Below are 15614 nucleotides of genomic sequence, written 5' to 3'. Positions count from 1 at the left end.
TCATAACACACAATCACCCAATTGCACAAGAGCAAAAAAGGGAAGAAAAAATCTTCCCTTTCTGGGCATCTTTAACGTCTGCCTGGCAGGAAAGCGATGGGATTGACTGCTCCCCGGCCGGAGGGGTGAACCTCGAAATGTAGGTGAGGGCCAGTGCTAAAACCGGTGCTGCCCATCTGGGCGATCGGCTCGCCTTGCTGAACAGTTTGGCCGCGACGGACTAACAGACGGCTGTTATGGGCATAGAGAGTGGTGCTACCATCGGGGTGACGTAGTTTGACCAGATTGCCATAACCGCCCGAATTCCAACCGGAGGCGATTACTTCACCGGCAGCCGCCGCCACGATCGGCGTACCCACTGGACCGGCGATATCGATGCCGCGATGAGGTCTGCCCCAGCGCCAACCGAAGCCGGAGGTTAACACCCCCCTAGTGGGCCAGATAAAGCCGGTAAAAATTGGCGTGGGATTGGGTAAATGCTCATCGGGATTAGCGAGGGGAGGAAGGGAAGGTTCTACGGTTTCGCCGACGGGGATTCGTAGGCGGTCATTGTATTCTTCCACATTGGTAGGAGCCGAACCGATAATCTGTGGGGGGGTGCTTTGGTTAGAACGGGAACGAAGGGCGGTCCATTGGGGATTAGCGGTTATTTGCCGATCATCGCTGGTTTCTGCGGGATTATCGACGGGAATAGCGATACTTTTCTGGGTTTCCGAAAGGTTAGTTTCCCGCAGATTAGCCACCTCTTGGCGCAATCTTTCCCGATAGCTGCTGGTGATATTTTCGGGGAATTCCGCCGTCCCCGTGGTGGCGGCGGGCAAATTTGGCCGATTGCTGGGGTTAAAGGACAATCTAGGGCGATCGCCGACCAAGGGGGTAAGATTTTGATTAACTCTAGCGTTGGCAGAGCGGTCGGGAACCACTAGGGTTTGATTAACTTTAATCCGGTTGGGGTTGTCAATGCCGTTTTCCCTAGCTAATTCGGCGGGGGTGATGCCGAGAGCGCGAGCGATCGTGTTTAGGGTATCCCCTGGCCGAACCCGATAAACTTGGTTTTCTGGGGGAACTATGACCCGAGGATTGGGAATGGCGGGAATTTCAGTCAAAGGAGCCGGATTTCGTCGGGCGAGGCTGGGAATTTCCGGTCTGCTGGTTAAGGGAGGATTAAGGGGAATTGTGGCTATCGGGCGATCGCTTTCAGGGGTGGGAACGGGAATCGGGATCACCTGGCTGGTTGGTCGGGGCGATTCTTCGGGAGCAATCACGGGAATCTCGACACCGGTTGGTGAATTATCGGGAACGAGAGCGGTAGTTTCGGTGACGATGACCGTTTCCCCGGAATTGGACTGATGGGGGGTTTCCTCGGTCCGTAAGGCGGCCAAACTTTCTTGGAGACGTTGACGGGTTTGACGCAGACTAGCAGAGGAACTATCCAACTGCTCAGGAGTTGCTGCCGGGGCTGCCGGGGGCAACTGCTCAGGAGTGGGAATTTTTAAGGTTTGTCCGATAATCAAATCGGATTGGGGGGAGAGATTATTGCTACTAGCGATCGCTGTAGGGGTAGTTTCGTAGGTGTCGGCTAAACTCCACAGGGATTCTCCTGGTTTTACCTGATGCTCAACCACTGATGTGGCGATGAATTTGACGGTAGCAAGTGCTTGGGATGGGATTATTTGCGGTTCTTTCAGTTCTTTACCCGCATCCTTGGCTTTTGGGGACAGGTCGATCACTTCCCATTCCAAGGGTACAGAATTGGCGGCCTGGGCTGATTCTGAGGTGGAGTTGATAATACTAGGTACTCCCAGAGAGAGTGCTAATCCCAGCAGGGCAACTGAGTAACGGACTCGGTTAGACTCAGCAGTGCAATTCTGTTCTGGGATAGCGGATGTCATGGGGTTGGGGATAAAAGTCTCTTTCAAACAGACCTCCTGTGGTGTAAAGAGTTAGCTAGAGCCAGTGGATTGAGCCGATGATTCTAGCTTTCAGCATTAGCCTTGAGGCTAGAGTAGAAGTTAGGCAACTTTCTTTTTAGTCAAAATACCTAAAGGTGACTTTTAGGAGAGACTAACTCAGATTTTGAAATTATGCAAGTCTCCCTCTGACTATTAGCATCGGGATCACGGCGAGTTAGTGACATTTTGAATGTCCAGATTGACGATGCTCTATCTCAGTTGTTCCAAGCTGATCGGCATTTTTCGTCTTGCCAATTTTGTCCAGTTTTTCGATAGAAATTTTTTATCTGTTTTACTCTTTACAAAGAAATTATTAATGATTCGTTCGGCGACGGGAAACAAGGAGCAACGAGGGCCATTCAAGGTCAATACCGGATAATTAGGGTTTGCCGAAAAAATTTTTTCTGGGGGCAGGGTGTCGGCCGCCCATAGCCAATGAGGTTAAACTTTATCTTGATCAGGAAAAGGCTGTCAGCATTTCCTTGGCTAATTCCAGGGCGGCGATCGCCTGTTGTCTTCTCACACTAGGGAAATGGTCTAGAAATACCCCTAATACTAAATCCTGTTTAAAAAGTATAGAAGAGTGGGGTGATGGGGAAGTGGGGTATGGACGGATTTGGTACAATGAGTCATCCGTCTCAAGATAGTCAAGTGGGGTGGAAGCTGATCAGATGTAGTCCAGTCCTTCGTATTCTCTCAAAAAGTCAAGGTATATATTTGATGGGCTATGGATACAAGTACCAGAGAAGTTATTGGGTTTTTATCTAGGAAATAGAAACGCTGTCCAGGAGCAGCGAGTCTCATAATCGCTACAATAATAGATAAAATGCTAATTGCGAGGAAAGCCTATCGATACCATCTTCGGCAATACCCAGGGACTGAAAGCCAGTCAGATGAAACAGCTACAAAGGCTGTACCATGAACGCTTGCCCATCGATACTCTCACCACCCCAGAATTCGCCCAAAGACTGGCGGCTATTAGTAGCGATATCCATCAGCCCCTCTGCACCTATATCAACCGTCGCGGCCAGGTAATTCGTGTGGGAGTGGGAACCCCCCGACAAACCCAATTTTCTCTCTTGGAACTACCCCGCTACGGTTCCGAACGTCTTTGCGGAATTCGTTGCATCGCCACGGAACTCAAGCAGGAACCCCCAAAAGAATCCAGTTTAACCGCCATGGCGTTGCAAAGATTAGACGCACTGGTGGTCTTAACCCTAACCGGCACAGGCATGATCCGTCGCGGTGGTGGGGCAACCGGTTATGTGGAGCAGGTCTATCTGGCGCATCTCATACCACAAAGTCAAACAAATGTCAATAGTAATATATACTGGTATGTCTCCCCGCCCTTAAATCTAGAGGATTTAAGCAAACAGGACTTTTTAGAGTTAGTGGAAGGACTAGAGGCGGAGTTTCAGCGAGAATTTACCGCTCTAACCGTTGATACAGCCGAAGATCGGGTGCTATTGGTTGGTTTAATGACCGACAATATGAGCGATCGCCAGTTCGAGGACGGTTTAAGCGAATTAGAACGTTTAGTTGATACCGCCGGGGGCAAAGTTTTGCAAGTCACCCGACAAAAACGGGATCATCCCCATCCTCAAACAGTGATCGGTTCGGGAAAAGTGGCAGAAATCGCCCTACAGGTGCAAACTTCGGGGGCTAATTTAGTTGTATTCAATCGGGATCTTTCTCCCGCCCAAATTCGCAATCTAGAGAACCAAATCGGGGTGAGAGTGGTCGATCGCACCGAGGTGATCCTGGACATTTTCGCCCAACGGGCCCAATCCCAAGCGGGTAAACTACAGGTAGAATTAGCCCAATTAGAATACACTTTACCCCGTCTCACTGGGCGCGGATTAGCCATGTCGAGATTAGGGGGAGGAATTGGCACTCGTGGACCGGGGGAGACAAAATTAGAAACAGAACGCCGAACTATTCAACGTCGTTTATCCCGTCTCCAGGATGAGGTGGATCAACTGCAAGCTCATCGTTCCCGTTTACGCAAACAACGGCAAAAACAAGAGGTGGCCAGTGTGGCGATCGTCGGTTATACCAATGCGGGAAAATCCACTTTAATTAATGCGCTCACCGCTGCCGAAGTTTATACCGCCGATCAACTGTTTGCTACCCTCGATCCCACCACCCGACGTTTAACTATTACCGATCCCCTCACCCAAGCATCTCACCCCCTTTTACTAACCGATACGGTGGGTTTTATCCATGAATTACCCCCCTCGCTGGTGGATGCTTTTCGGGCAACTTTAGAGGAAGTAACGGAAGCAGACGCATTACTCCATCTGGTAGATCTGTCCCATCCAGCTTGGGAAAGTCAGATCGCCTCGGTATTAAAAATCCTCTCGGAGATGCCGATTCAAACCGGTCCGATGTTAATGGTGTTTAATAAGTTGGATCAGGTAAAAAGCGATGATTTAGAAATAGCGAAGGAAAAATATCCCCAAGCTGTTTTTATCTCGGCTATTCGTCGGCTAGGATTGGAAACTTTAAAACAAAAGTTAATCGATTTAACCGCTTAATTAGGGTTTGCAGCAAAAACTTTTTCAGCAGACTCTACTGAGGAACTTTCTTAAACAAGTTGGGGAAGTGGTTCTACAAAAATTAACTTTATTTATGTTTAAAATGCTATCATGAAGCTTGCATCGTAGATTTCAGTAGGTATTGAGAAAACCATGACTATTTCTGGCAATAAAATTACAGAAAGCATTATTAACAAGCTACAGGAAATTCCTCTAGATAAACAAAAACAAATCTTAGAATATTTAGAAGCTCTCACGGAGAAAAAGGAGCCGTCATCTTCCCCCAAAAAACGAGTCTTTGGGTTGCATCAGAGAAAAATTTGGATCAGTGATGATTTCAATCAACCCTTACCCGATAACTTCTGGAATTTTGACTCATGAATATTCTCTTAGATAGTCATACTTTAATCTGGTCTTCCCAGAATTCTCCTCAGCTTTCCTCATCAGCAATTAAGATACTAGAAGATAGAAATAATCTTCTTTTCTTGAGTTTGGTCAGCGTCTGGGAAATACAGATCAAGGTACAGTTAGGCAAATTAAATTTAGATATTTCTCTCTCGGAAATAGTTAAGGATCAAACTAAAATTAATGATGTGCAGATTTTACCCATGAAATTATCTCATATTTGGAGATTAGACACCTTACCTTATTATCACAAAGAGCCCTTTGATGGTTGATTAATTTCTCAAGCAATTACAGAAAACCTAATTATCCTAGAGATTAATTCTGTTTTCGATTCTTATCCCGTACAAAAAATATGGTAAAAATGTCGTTTCTTTTCTTTTTGTTACTGGTTCAAAATTTCTAAACACTCAAGTATAAAACTATTGATTGAGATTAATAATTATGCTAAAAATTACCCCTATCTGGTTAAAATTTTCTCTACTAATGCTAATAGAAGATAGTGATCAAATCCCCGAATTAAAGGAAAAAGGAGATGGAGTTTTATCCTTGGTAATAAAATTACCAACAGCCGGTTTAAAGGCAGTACAGCTTATTAACAATTCTGATTAATCTTCTATTAGTAGAACTTCGGTTGACGGAATTGATAAACATCAGTGATCGCCTGTACCCAACCATTAGCAACAGATTCTAATAATCGATCGCCTTTTTCTTTACTTGCATTAGTAGCATCTCCCATCACTCCACTTTTAGTTAATTCCTTAGTTAACCAAGCAAAGGGTAATTTTCCTTCCATAGTTAATAAACTATTTTCTGGCAAACCTTGGGGATATTCTCGGACAGCCCGCTCAATTTTGACCTGTTCTGGCAATAATGATAACATCATGCTAGTTTCCACATCTCCTGCATGAATACCGTATTCTAATTCATATTCCGAGAATAATTCAGCCGCATTGTGGGGAACTCGCCAAGTGAAAAAAGGAAATACTAAAAAATCGGGATATTGTTGATGAATATCCCTAGCGGCAATTTCCATAACTTGCGGTTGTCCGCCGTGGGAGTTCATTAATACTAACTTGCGAAAACCCGAACGATAGAGACTTTCCGCTATCTCTTGAATGAGAGTTAATAAGGTGGCTGCCGAGAGGGTAATCGTGCCGGGGAAAGACCAATGTTCGTTAGATTTTCCGTAGTAGAGACAGGGTAAAGCGAAAGCGGGAACATTTGTATTTAATTTCTCGAAAGCTTTGCCTAAAACCCCTAAACTAATGGCAGCATCGACGGCAATAGGGAGATGGGGTCCGTGTTGTTCGATCGCACCGATAGGTTGAATAATTACCACATTTTCCTTATCTGGCATTGAATCTATATCAGTCCAAGTAAGATAGGGAAAATAACGATGAGGGGGAATAAAACCGTGCATCATAATTTTATTAGGGATTAGGGTTAGGGGAAAAATTACTGTTTATTTGCTAATTTTATCACTAATTCTTGGCAAGGTTGCCAATCGTCTTTATCGGTCATGACTGGTCAAACCGAATCCCTATAGCAACAAAACCGGTTTCATGAATTATAATCTGCAATATCGTCGGGGAAAAACACCAGGGGTGACTTGTTTTTTTACCCTTGTTACTGATCATCTTTAAGCCTTTTCTTTTTAAGATCAGCGACCGGACTTAGACTTACAGCTTCAATCAATGTGCATGGTGCGTTCCCAAAAATCGATCGGTGGAGCAGCAAGACCCCCATGAGGGAACACACTCCACGGCGATGGCGTACTGCTACGCAGTGCCTTCGGCATCGCACTACAATTGGTCAAGCAGCATATCGTACTCTGCATGGGAACCAACCCAGAACCAAATCACCGTATCATCCTCTAATTGACCGACAGCACGATAATCCCTATTGATGCGTGCAGAATAGATGGGCAGCTGTGGATGGACTTTCTTGAATCGCAAGCTGGGATAGCTTGGGTCTTCTTTGAATTGCCGATACGCTTTACGAGTCTGATCTTGAATCGGTTTTGGAAGATCAGCAAACATCTCCCGAAAACCAGCAGTGGTCCAAGACTTCACAACGTTTCTGGGTCTAATTCTTGAGTCTTGCCCGATCGATGTTCTGCCATTGCTTCGGCTGCTAGTTTAGCCAGCAAGTTTGGTGAGCGGGTAAAGGAGTCATGCCATCGCTTTTCTTCTTCGAGTTCTGCCAAAATTATGGTTGCGATTGCGTCCTGTTGATCGGTTGACAAGGTTTTTAATTGGGCGATCGCCTGCTCAAGTCGTTCAGTCATAGACAACATCTAACGTATAGGGCTTAATATATTCTAGCTTTCACATTCCTACAGCGATGGCGTACTGTTACCCAGTGCCTTCAGCATCGCACCTAAACTCATAGCTTCAATCCCTGGGCATGGTGCGTTCCCCAAAATCGATCGGTGGAGCAGTAGGAGCCAGATTAGGGAACGCACCCTAGGGCGATAGCGTACTGCTACGCAGTGCCTTCGGCATCGCACTACCTTTTTATGTAAAGTCCCAAATCACCAAGGCTATCCCCGTCAGAGTAGCACTGCATTTTATTCATCTCAGTTAGCACACAAGTCTCTTTTAATAGACTAAAAACCCTAATTGAACCATTGGAAAGGACTTGATAATCCCATTTATAGGATGCCCCAACCAAACCAGTTTTCAGATCTTGGTAATCATGAACTTTACCATCTTTTTGAAAGACCCTATATTTAGAAATGTATTCATTGCTAAGTCCCACATTCTACCATCTTCCTATATAATTTTGCTTGGCTGCAACAGGAGTGCTGTGAATATTCCACCCAAATGTAGAAACTATGGCGGTGGTGGTCATCAGTAATTTATGCAGTTTTTTCATGGTAATGTCCTGAATAAATAGTTAAAGGCTAAACTGGACAATTTTGGGTAGCGATCGCTCATATTATACTACGTTTACATGATTACGAGCTATCTAACACACGGTCGGGTGCAATGATTTGTTAGACCTCAAATTCGATTACAGTAGCAATGGCGGCTACAATTTCCAGCATTGTAATTTCAGAAACGCTTCCTAATTTACGAATAAACCTTTGTAAATCCACCCCCCTTAGTTGAAGAGTATCAATTGCAGAAGCTTTATTCAATCCATTGATACTGTTAGGTTCAATTTTAACGTGCCAGAAATTTGCTGAAAAATATGTTTTCCAGTCTGTAATAGGAGTAATAAGCTTGATAGGAAGCTTTCCTACTGAATCGGAACTGATGACGACGGCAGGACGCACTTTTTTGATTTCTGCACCAACAGTAGGATCGAAGTTGACTAACCAAATTTCTCCACGTTTTGGCAGCTCAGGGTTAATACTCAATGATGTCACCTGCCATTAACTCCTGCCATTCAGAATCTTGTTGATAGTGAGAGAGCATTATATCGGCTTGACTTTTGAGAATATTCCTCCGTTCAGTCATTGGTAACTTCAGAAAAGCAAGACGCTGTTTTAAGGATGGAGAGATATATTCGCTGGTAGAAGAATCAGAACTAACTTCTTCAACCAAAATAACTACCTCAACAGTTTGTCCTACAGTCAGATCTGGAGATTCAATTTCAATTCTATTTCCCGGTAGGACTTTTGCTGTCGTGTACAAAGTTGATTTAACCATTTTAAGCCTTCTCTTTAAGTATTGTTGTTAATATAGCTTATTAAGATCGGCATACTGCTACGCAGTGCCTTCGGCATCGCACTGAAAACGGAGATTTTGAAGAGATCGCACTTGAGCAATGGTTTCAAAATCACGGTCGTTGTGAATTAGAAGCAGATCATTTTCTAGTGCCGCTTGAGCAATACAGCAATCAATTGGGCTGCGAACAGTCAATCCTTGACGACGCAGATCATAGTAAATACGTGCAGCTGCTGGCCAGGAAGAAGGTGTGAGTTCAACATAATCCTGCACTTCGAGATAAGTAGAGAGGATTGTCCACTCTTGCTCGTTTAAGCTCCCTTGAAGCAGTTCCAGCTGAGTAAAGCGGGTGAGTAAAACCTCACGATTTGCAATTAACGTTTCCAGTTGCTGGCGAACTTGATCACCACGACTGCGGAAGACGCTGATTCACACAGATGTGTCAATCAGCAACATGACCGGTTTCCCGTAGGGCTTTATAATCAAAATCTGGGGCAAATTGAATTTGTCCGGCAAGGTCGAGAAGGTTTTTCTTCCGGCGGGATCTTACGAATTCTTGTAGAGCAAGATTCATTAGTTCCTCTTGGGTGGTGAGGTTGGTCAGTTGAAAGGCTTCCTTGAGAAGGGATTCATCAAGGTTGAGGGTAATTTGCATAGGATGGATATTAGATTGAAGTATGGGTGATTATTCTCTTTACATTTTAATCCGATAGATGACTAACCCACCTCTGGGCATATCTTTGTTAGTTGGCCCTCAAGCCTTAAGCTACATACGGCAATGGCGTAGTGCCTTCGGCATCGTACTTAAACTCACATTTTCAATCAATGTGCATGGTGCGTTCCCAAAAATCGATCGGTGGAGCAGTAAGACTGACATTAGAGAACGCACCCTACCAGATCGGCGATCGCTACTTCAACGCTTCGATCGTAACTAAACCACCCTCAATTGCCTGAATTCGCAAATCGTATCCTCTTAAGAGCTGCATCCCAATCAACGGAACCGTCTCTGATTCGTTGATGTAAATCTCACGGTATTGCCCGTCCCAGATCACAAGCCCGATGTAAACTTCAAACGTGCAGAAAGTCCCATCGCCTAATGTCGCCAGATCTCGACCCTCCCAAATAAACCCTAACCTAGCAATTATGTCAGACGGCAAGGTGAGAAAACCCGAAAACCCTGTATCAATTACAGCATCTACTATCTGCGTTGTTTCATTGTTTCTGACTGCGATCGTCAACGTCGCCTCACACCCTTGATTTACACGACCTTGCATCATGGCTTTGTTCTCAGGCTCCTTGCGCCAAAGTGATCGACGGCTGAATGCCCAATGCGAACAAACCATGTCTGAGTATCAGGCACTCGTGCAGAAAGTTGCTTCGCTGCGCTTACCAAATCATCCGCTACTTCAAAAGCCCCTGTTTCAATGTCAATTGCCACAATTCTCCCCTGATTTCCCTCCTCGACTTGGGGACGTACCTGAGATTGATAAATCTCATTACCACGTCGAGCAAATTCTTCTTTACTGTAGCGGGGTTGTCTAACTGTCATTGAAGCGACCCTGTGGCGACTTTTGCCCCTCTATTTTAACCAAACATTGGGAATCTTCCCTAACATTCCTCAACTGGTTCCACCAGAGCGGCATCGTACTTAAACTCACAACTTCAATCAATGTGCATGGTGCGTTCCCAAAAATCGATCGGTGGAGCGGTAGAAGTTAGATTAGGGAATGCACCCTACAAGAACGGCGATCGCACTTGATTTAAGGTTGGTTCTGTCTCAAGTGTCAAAGTAGTCATGCCATGTATCGAGTAATGTTGTTTGATGTTCTATCACCAGCCTATCAATTTGATTCAACTCATGTTCTTTAAAGCCTATGTTAAAATCATAGTGGTTGGGCTTATCAACTCCGCCTATGGATGAAAGCTTTGAATGGGATGAAGATAAAAATCGTTTAAACCAACAGAAACACGATGTTTCCTTTGAATTAGCCCAATACGCATTTTTTGACCCCAAAAGAGTTATCGTACAAGATCTGGCTCACAGTCAAGAAGAAAATCGATTTTACTGTATGGGGCAAGTCGATGAAGGAATTATCACGGTACGCTTTACTTACCGGGAAGGAAAAGTTAGAATTTTTGGAGCTGGTTATTGGCGAAAAGGACGTAAACTATATGAACAGCAAAATAACTTATACTGATGAACCAATGGAACTGGGACAAGTCGTTAAAGATTTTTTACCGCCTCCAGACCAGTTAGTTCCTAAAGGTAAAACCAAAACTACTCAAGTAACATTAGAATCAACAGAAGAAAGTGTAACCTTCTTTAAATCTCAAGCAGCTCGAAAGCAAATTACTTAGGAAAAAATAATCGAATTACTGGTGGAACAATATGCTCATGAATGTATATCTGATGGTTAAACGCTTCATAAGAGTATTGTCTAACCGACATTATAGCTAACTTGAAAAAGGTACGTTACACGCGCGTTTTCGCACCCTACAAGATCGGCATCGCACTTAAACTCACAGCTTCAATAAATGTGCATGGTGCGTTCCCAAAAATCGATCGGTGGAGCAGTAGGATCCAGATTAGGGGACGCACCCTACGGCAACTAAAAATGGTTAAAAAGTTGTTTTTCAGCTTGTAAGGGATCTTTTATATTTAATTGATGTCTTGCCTTTTCTATAAGTTCTTGGGTTTTGTATGCACCGAAAATCATATTTGCCAATAATGCTAAACTGAACCACCACCAGGTTGGAAATATAGTATTCATTATAGACAAGATTAGTACACTAATTGCTTGATTGCGAGGTTCATCACCTTCTAATTTAGTTTTTGTAACACTAATTATACCTCCAATGAAGGGAATCAAAAGCCAAAATAGCCAGTGCGCCCATATTCTAGCTTTCGCAGCATAGAGCAGCTTTATTCTAGCATCCTCTTGAGAGGCCGGTGCTGGGGAATAAGGACTTGTTGTTTCAACTCTTTCTTTTTGAACATTTCTATAAGTAGTCGGAAACGGGGGAGGTAATGGGAGCATCTCACCTTTGCAATAAGTAGAAATGCTTAATGAGATCAATAAAAAAGTTAAAAAAGGCAACCATTTAGATAAGCACAGCGATGACGAAGGACTTGCGGTACATTACAAGATTGCCAACTTGCACCAGTAATTTTAAGACGATGAGCAATTTGTTTAATTTTTGATTCGACGGAGCCAGAGCCAATGGAAATCCCCTCTGCCTGCAAATAACCATAATTGACAATTCGATGTTTATGCTTGTTTAAATAAGTAATAAAATTCTCAACTTGCGGCTCTGACCATCCTTCACAACAAGAGATAGCGGCGTCCACGTCCCCCTTCCATAGAAAACATTTTACCTCCTCAATTCGCTGGAATGACCCGCCAACTTTATAGAGGTTTTCGATTAAATGATACCAATCCAATATTTCAATTCTTTCCTGTTTCTCTCCGATCTCACGAAATAAATTCCAGATACCATCATGTCCATCTCCTAAACAAATTAAAGGCTTGGCCAAAACTTGAGAATTAACCAAATCTAATAAAGCTGAGTTATCTTGAAAAAAAGCCGCTACCCCCAGTTGATGAAAACTCACTGCTTTATAATCACGCCAAATTAAGGCTTTTCCCTTGGCAGTTCTTAGTCGTACCTTACCGCCATCTAGGCTCATTTCTTCCACTTCCACTTCTGGGTTAGACGGTAATTCTTCAAAAGCATATCGATGTACGAGGCGTTGTTGGGTACTGTGAGAAACAGCAATCCCTGTCAATGATTTGATTTTCTGCGCCGATTTTTCGTAGGATTCATCGCCACTTAATAGCAAACAGTTCTTCTCTAACATTGGACTCATCTGAGTCCGAGACTTTATTTCTAATTTTTTCGCTTGTTTTTCTGTAATTGGTAATTCCCCCAAAATACTTTTCACTTTTCTCGTCCGACCGGCAGTTTCTTCTGTGCTTGTTTTGACAAAAAAATACCGATTTCTGGGTTAACATAATGAATCATTAAATCTCTGACTGTCTCCTCTATCTCTCCCAAGTTATTAAATTTCTTAATTTGGGATTGCTCATAGAGACATTGCCCTAACTCTTGACATAACTCTTTAATTCTTTTTTCATTTTCTGATAACATTGAATTATTCCTCCCATCGAGAGCTATTCTGAATTGTAAGTTATAACTATTATAATCTCATTTCTCTTTGTGATCAAGTTGAAGATTTTCTAGTTTTTGACTGCTATAAGTATTAATACTCATTGCATAAGTGAGATGCTCCCGTTGCCGTTGTGCTAGAATGGCGAAAAATTCTCGCAATTGATAATTATGTTAGCCGAATTAGCCGCCGCCGAAATCGCTAAAATCGCCTTTGAAGCTGTTATCGGTAAATTAACGGAAGGAGCAATGGATAAAGGTGTAGAATTGTGGCAAAAAATTAAGCAAAAGTTACAAAAGGAACCCACCGCCGCTCAGGTTTTAGCGGCAGCCGAACAAACCAAATCCGAGGCGATGATTGAACAGCAAGTGGTTCCTTTTTTACAGGTAGAAATGCTCAAAGATCCCAATTTTGCCCAAGAAATCCAAACCCTAGCACAACAAATTATGACAATTAATCAGAATCAAACAGAAACGAAAACTCAAATTGGTATGCAAATTAACAAAGATATTAAACAACAATTGAACATTCAAGAAGTTAAGGGTAATTTAAATCTAGGAATCCCTCCTGAATGACTGGCGGATCTGCACGCAAAAGCAGACGCAATAGAAAATAATCGCAGTAGTCAAAGGAGTACTTTCAAGGGAGGAGATGCTCGAAAAAGTCTCGTCCATTGGCAGGGAAGGAAGGAGGAAATCACCCAAATTAAGCAGTGGTTTAATGATCAAAATGTTGCGATGATTGGCATCAAAGGAGTTGGAGGAATTGGAAAATCTACCCTAGCCAGTAAAATTTTTGAGGAGGAAATTCCCCTCGATCCTTCCCTAGGGGACGATGAAGATTTATTCCCAAAACGCTTTTGGTGGGAAGCGGGAAATCTGGGCGGATTTAGTGGTTTAGCTCGCCAACTCCTGACGGAATTTGGTTATCCTGTCCCCGAAAAAGAAATAGATTTACAGGAAGCTTTAATCAGACAACTGCAACGCCATCGCCACCTAATTATTATCGATAATCTAGAGAGTTTATTAGGGGAAGATGGTTCTTGGAATAATGAATTTTATCAGCAGTTTTTCACTGCTTGGATAGAAAAAGGTGACACTAGCAAAATTATAGTCACCACCAGAGAAAAGCCAAAAACTAGGGGTTTTAACCATTGGATTGAGCTAAAAGGTTTGAAACCTCCTGAAGGGGCGCAATTGTTAGCGGAATCGCAAATAACAGGGGATCTAGAGAACTTTTCTCGACGGGTGGATGGTCATCCATTACTCCTGCGATTGGTGGCGGATTTAATCTTAGCAGAATTTCCGCAAAACCCCAGTTTAGAAAGGTTAGCGGATTTAGGATTAGGAAATTTATCGCAACTTTTGAGCGATTCGCAGGTGGTGGGGAGTCATCGTCAAGAGACAGTGGGAATTGCTTTAGTTTTAGATGCTAGTTTTCAGCGACTTAGCCAAAGACAGCAGGAATTATTCACTAAAACCAGCATTTATCGCCGTGAATTTGATTCTCCGGCAGCCAAAGCGGTGATGGATAATTACCCAGAGATCGCACTATCCGAGATCACGGCAGATCTGCGAGAATTGCAGCGACGATCATTATTAGAAGAAAAAGAGGAAAATCGCCAGCGAATTTTTAGTTTTCAGCCTTTAGTTTGGGAATATGCACAATACAAAGCCGGCGATCAAAGGGAATTACACCAAAAAGCGATCGCCTATTATCTTTCTATTGCTCAACCCGACTCCTGGGAAATCCTCAACGATGTGCAACCTTACCTAGAAATTTTCTATCATTGCTATCAGTTAACCGAGTACGACAATGCTTTTGATATTCTCCATGCTATCGATGATTTTCTCACCCGACGGGGGTATTATCAAACCCGGGCCGATTATTACCTTGAATTAGTCACTGTTTACCAACAACAGGAGGAGCAAACCAACTGGAAATATACCGCATCCCTCACCAGTTTAGGCAATGTTTACTATTCCCTAGGAGAATACCAAAAAGCGATCGAGTTTCATCAACAGTCCTTAGCAATCTTTCGGGAAATCGGTGATCGGGGGGGTGAAGCGAATTCCTACAATAATTTAGGTAGTGTTTACAATTCCCTAGGAGAATACCAAAAAGCGATCGAGTTTCATCAACAGTCCTTAGCAATCAAACGCGAAATCGGTGATCGGGGGGGTGAAGCGGCATCCTACAATAATTTAGGCAATGTTTACGGTTCCCTAGGAGAATACCAAAAAGCGATCGAGTTTCATCAACAGTCTTTAGCAATCCTTCGGGAAATCGGTGATCGGGGGGGTGAAGCGAATTCCTACGGTAATTTAGGCATTGTTTACAAATCCCTAGGAGAATACCAAAAAGCGATCGAGTTTCATCAACAGTCCTTAGCAATCACACGCGAAATCGGTGATCGGGGGGGTGAAGCGTATTCCTACAATAATTTAGGCAATGTTTACCAATCCCTAGGAGAATACGAAAAAGCGAGCGAGTTTTATCAACAGTCCTTAGCAATCACACGGGAAATCGGTGATCGGGGGGGTGAAGCGAAAGCTTGGTTTAATCTGGGACTTACCTACTATAAACTCAAACGTATATCGGAAGCGAAAGAAGCAATTCTTCAAGCGCGGGAATTATATCAAGCATTGGGGTTAGCAGGATATGTTCAAAAGTGCGATCAGGCAATTCGGCAATTAGAAACCCGAAAATATCCCTTAATCGTTGCTTTCTTTCTGGGGGTGGTTAAGTTTCCTTTAGTTTTAATTGGGGTGATAATAGTGGCATTGTGGCGATTGTTAAAAAGATGGTTGAGGAAAGCATAATTAGGGGTAGGATGGGTTAAATATCCCTTATTTTTAACCTGAGTTTCACATCTGCT

Annotated in this window: 21 protein-coding genes and 1 pseudogene; 8 read left to right on the top strand and 14 right to left on the bottom strand. The window is 43.4% G+C overall.

Going from position 1 to position 15614, the window contains the following annotated elements:
• Window positions 1–71 precede the first annotated feature (71 nt).
• Entirely contained in the window at window positions 72–1892 is a 1821-nt protein-coding gene (locus tag B5D77_RS15075) for a peptidoglycan DD-metalloendopeptidase family protein (RefSeq protein ID WP_106909127.1), read from the bottom strand.
• A gap of 517 nt (window positions 1893–2409) precedes the next feature.
• Window positions 2410–2577, bottom strand: coding sequence for a hypothetical protein (locus tag B5D77_RS27285; protein WP_157221773.1), 168 nt, complete (start codon window positions 2575–2577; stop codon window positions 2410–2412).
• A gap of 208 nt (window positions 2578–2785) precedes the next feature.
• Here B5D77_RS27285 and hflX point away from each other — a divergent pair, with 208 nt between their 5' ends.
• From hflX to B5D77_RS26275, 4 genes are all read left to right on the top strand, one after another.
• On the top strand, window positions 2786–4489 hold the full coding sequence (hflX, locus tag B5D77_RS15070) for a GTPase HflX (RefSeq protein ID WP_106909126.1): 1704 nt from the start codon (window positions 2786–2788) through the stop codon (window positions 4487–4489).
• 153 nt (window positions 4490–4642) lie between these two features.
• Window positions 4643–4870, top strand: coding sequence for a DUF2281 domain-containing protein (locus B5D77_RS15065; protein ID WP_008206673.1), 228 nt, complete (start codon window positions 4643–4645; stop codon window positions 4868–4870).
• A complete protein-coding gene (locus B5D77_RS27280; protein WP_008206674.1) occupies window positions 4867–5166 on the top strand; it encodes a type II toxin-antitoxin system VapC family toxin in 300 nt (99 codons plus the stop codon). Before B5D77_RS15065 ends, B5D77_RS27280 begins: the two co-directional genes overlap by 4 nt.
• A gap of 169 nt (window positions 5167–5335) precedes the next feature.
• On the top strand, window positions 5336–5503 hold the full coding sequence (locus B5D77_RS26275; RefSeq protein ID WP_008206677.1) for a hypothetical protein: 168 nt from the start codon (window positions 5336–5338) through the stop codon (window positions 5501–5503).
• A gap of 7 nt (window positions 5504–5510) precedes the next feature.
• Here B5D77_RS26275 and B5D77_RS15055 read toward each other — a convergent pair whose 3' ends face one another.
• The 9 genes from B5D77_RS15055 to B5D77_RS15005 all read right to left on the bottom strand — a co-directional run bounded on the left by B5D77_RS15055 (window position 5511) and on the right by B5D77_RS15005 (window position 10117).
• Window positions 5511–6317, bottom strand: a complete 807-nt coding sequence (locus tag B5D77_RS15055) for a creatininase family protein (protein WP_008206679.1) — start codon at window positions 6315–6317, stop codon at window positions 5511–5513.
• Window positions 6318–6696: 379 nt separating this feature from the next.
• Window positions 6697–6966, bottom strand: a complete 270-nt coding sequence (locus B5D77_RS15045) for a type II toxin-antitoxin system RelE/ParE family toxin (RefSeq protein WP_008206682.1) — start codon at window positions 6964–6966, stop codon at window positions 6697–6699.
• Window positions 6963–7181, bottom strand: coding sequence for a hypothetical protein (locus B5D77_RS15040; RefSeq protein ID WP_039900617.1), 219 nt, complete (start codon window positions 7179–7181; stop codon window positions 6963–6965). Before B5D77_RS15040 ends, B5D77_RS15045 begins: the two co-directional genes overlap by 4 nt.
• Window positions 7182–7892: 711 nt before the next feature.
• Window positions 7893–8267: a type II toxin-antitoxin system PemK/MazF family toxin gene (locus tag B5D77_RS15030; RefSeq protein WP_008206686.1), complete on the bottom strand. Its 375-nt coding sequence runs from the start codon at window positions 8265–8267 to the stop codon at window positions 7893–7895.
• Entirely contained in the window at window positions 8248–8550 is a 303-nt protein-coding gene (locus B5D77_RS15025) for a hypothetical protein (protein ID WP_002775120.1), read from the bottom strand. Before B5D77_RS15025 ends, B5D77_RS15030 begins: the two co-directional genes overlap by 20 nt.
• A gap of 57 nt (window positions 8551–8607) precedes the next feature.
• Window positions 8608–8997 carry a PIN domain nuclease gene (locus tag B5D77_RS15020; RefSeq protein WP_255348765.1) on the bottom strand — a complete coding sequence of 130 codons (390 nt, stop codon included), beginning with the start codon at window positions 8995–8997 and terminating at the stop codon, window positions 8608–8610.
• A 13-nt stretch (window positions 8998–9010) separates the two neighbouring features.
• On the bottom strand, window positions 9011–9223 hold the full coding sequence (locus tag B5D77_RS15015) for a type II toxin-antitoxin system VapB family antitoxin (RefSeq protein ID WP_002758634.1): 213 nt from the start codon (window positions 9221–9223) through the stop codon (window positions 9011–9013).
• A 253-nt stretch (window positions 9224–9476) separates the two neighbouring features.
• Window positions 9477–9845, bottom strand: a complete 369-nt coding sequence (locus B5D77_RS15010) for a clan AA aspartic protease (protein WP_106909125.1) — start codon at window positions 9843–9845, stop codon at window positions 9477–9479.
• Window positions 9842–10117 carry a hypothetical protein gene (locus B5D77_RS15005; protein WP_002737737.1) on the bottom strand — a complete coding sequence of 92 codons (276 nt, stop codon included), beginning with the start codon at window positions 10115–10117 and terminating at the stop codon, window positions 9842–9844. Before B5D77_RS15005 ends, B5D77_RS15010 begins: the two co-directional genes overlap by 4 nt.
• Window positions 10118–10481: 364 nt before the next feature.
• Between B5D77_RS15005 and B5D77_RS15000 the strand changes: the two genes are divergently transcribed.
• Together B5D77_RS15000 and B5D77_RS14995 are read left to right on the top strand one after the other, a co-directional pair.
• Entirely contained in the window at window positions 10482–10766 is a 285-nt protein-coding gene (locus tag B5D77_RS15000; RefSeq protein WP_008206693.1) for a BrnT family toxin, read from the top strand.
• Window positions 10741–10926 carry a hypothetical protein gene (locus B5D77_RS14995; protein ID WP_008206695.1) on the top strand — a complete coding sequence of 62 codons (186 nt, stop codon included), beginning with the start codon at window positions 10741–10743 and terminating at the stop codon, window positions 10924–10926. Before B5D77_RS15000 ends, B5D77_RS14995 begins: the two co-directional genes overlap by 26 nt.
• 251 nt (window positions 10927–11177) lie before the next feature.
• On the opposite strand, the gene B5D77_RS14990 is transcribed toward B5D77_RS14995, so the two are convergent.
• The 3 genes from B5D77_RS14990 to B5D77_RS27755 form a co-directional block, all read right to left on the bottom strand.
• Entirely contained in the window at window positions 11178–11606 is a 429-nt protein-coding gene (locus B5D77_RS14990) for a hypothetical protein (protein ID WP_254052970.1), read from the bottom strand.
• Between the two features lie 47 nt (window positions 11607–11653).
• Window positions 11654–12717 (bottom strand): ISKra4 family transposase gene (locus B5D77_RS14985; protein ID WP_106908108.1). Its coding sequence is split into 2 segments (ribosomal slippage): window positions 11654–12561 and window positions 12561–12717, totalling 1065 coding nucleotides; the frame shifts between segments, so codons are not numbered across the junction.
• A 57-nt stretch (window positions 12718–12774) separates the two neighbouring features.
• Window positions 12775–12897: a hypothetical protein gene (locus B5D77_RS27755; RefSeq protein ID WP_256386878.1), complete on the bottom strand. Its 123-nt coding sequence runs from the start codon at window positions 12895–12897 to the stop codon at window positions 12775–12777.
• Between the two features lie 9 nt (window positions 12898–12906).
• Here B5D77_RS27755 and B5D77_RS14980 point away from each other — a divergent pair, with 9 nt between their 5' ends.
• The gene (locus tag B5D77_RS14980; RefSeq protein WP_106909124.1) at window positions 12907–13311 is read left to right on the top strand and encodes a hypothetical protein; all 405 of its coding nucleotides are present in this window, start codon (window positions 12907–12909) and stop codon (window positions 13309–13311) included.
• A 63-nt stretch (window positions 13312–13374) separates the two neighbouring features.
• Window positions 13375–15558, top strand: a pseudogene (locus tag B5D77_RS14975) (tetratricopeptide repeat protein); the annotation flags it as partial.
• Window positions 15559–15614: the final 56 nt, after the last annotated feature.

The organism is Microcystis sp. MC19, assembly GCF_003019735.1.
Classification (GTDB): Bacteria; Cyanobacteriota; Cyanobacteriia; order Cyanobacteriales; family Microcystaceae; genus Microcystis.
This window is presented reverse-complemented; position numbering and strand designations above follow the sequence as displayed.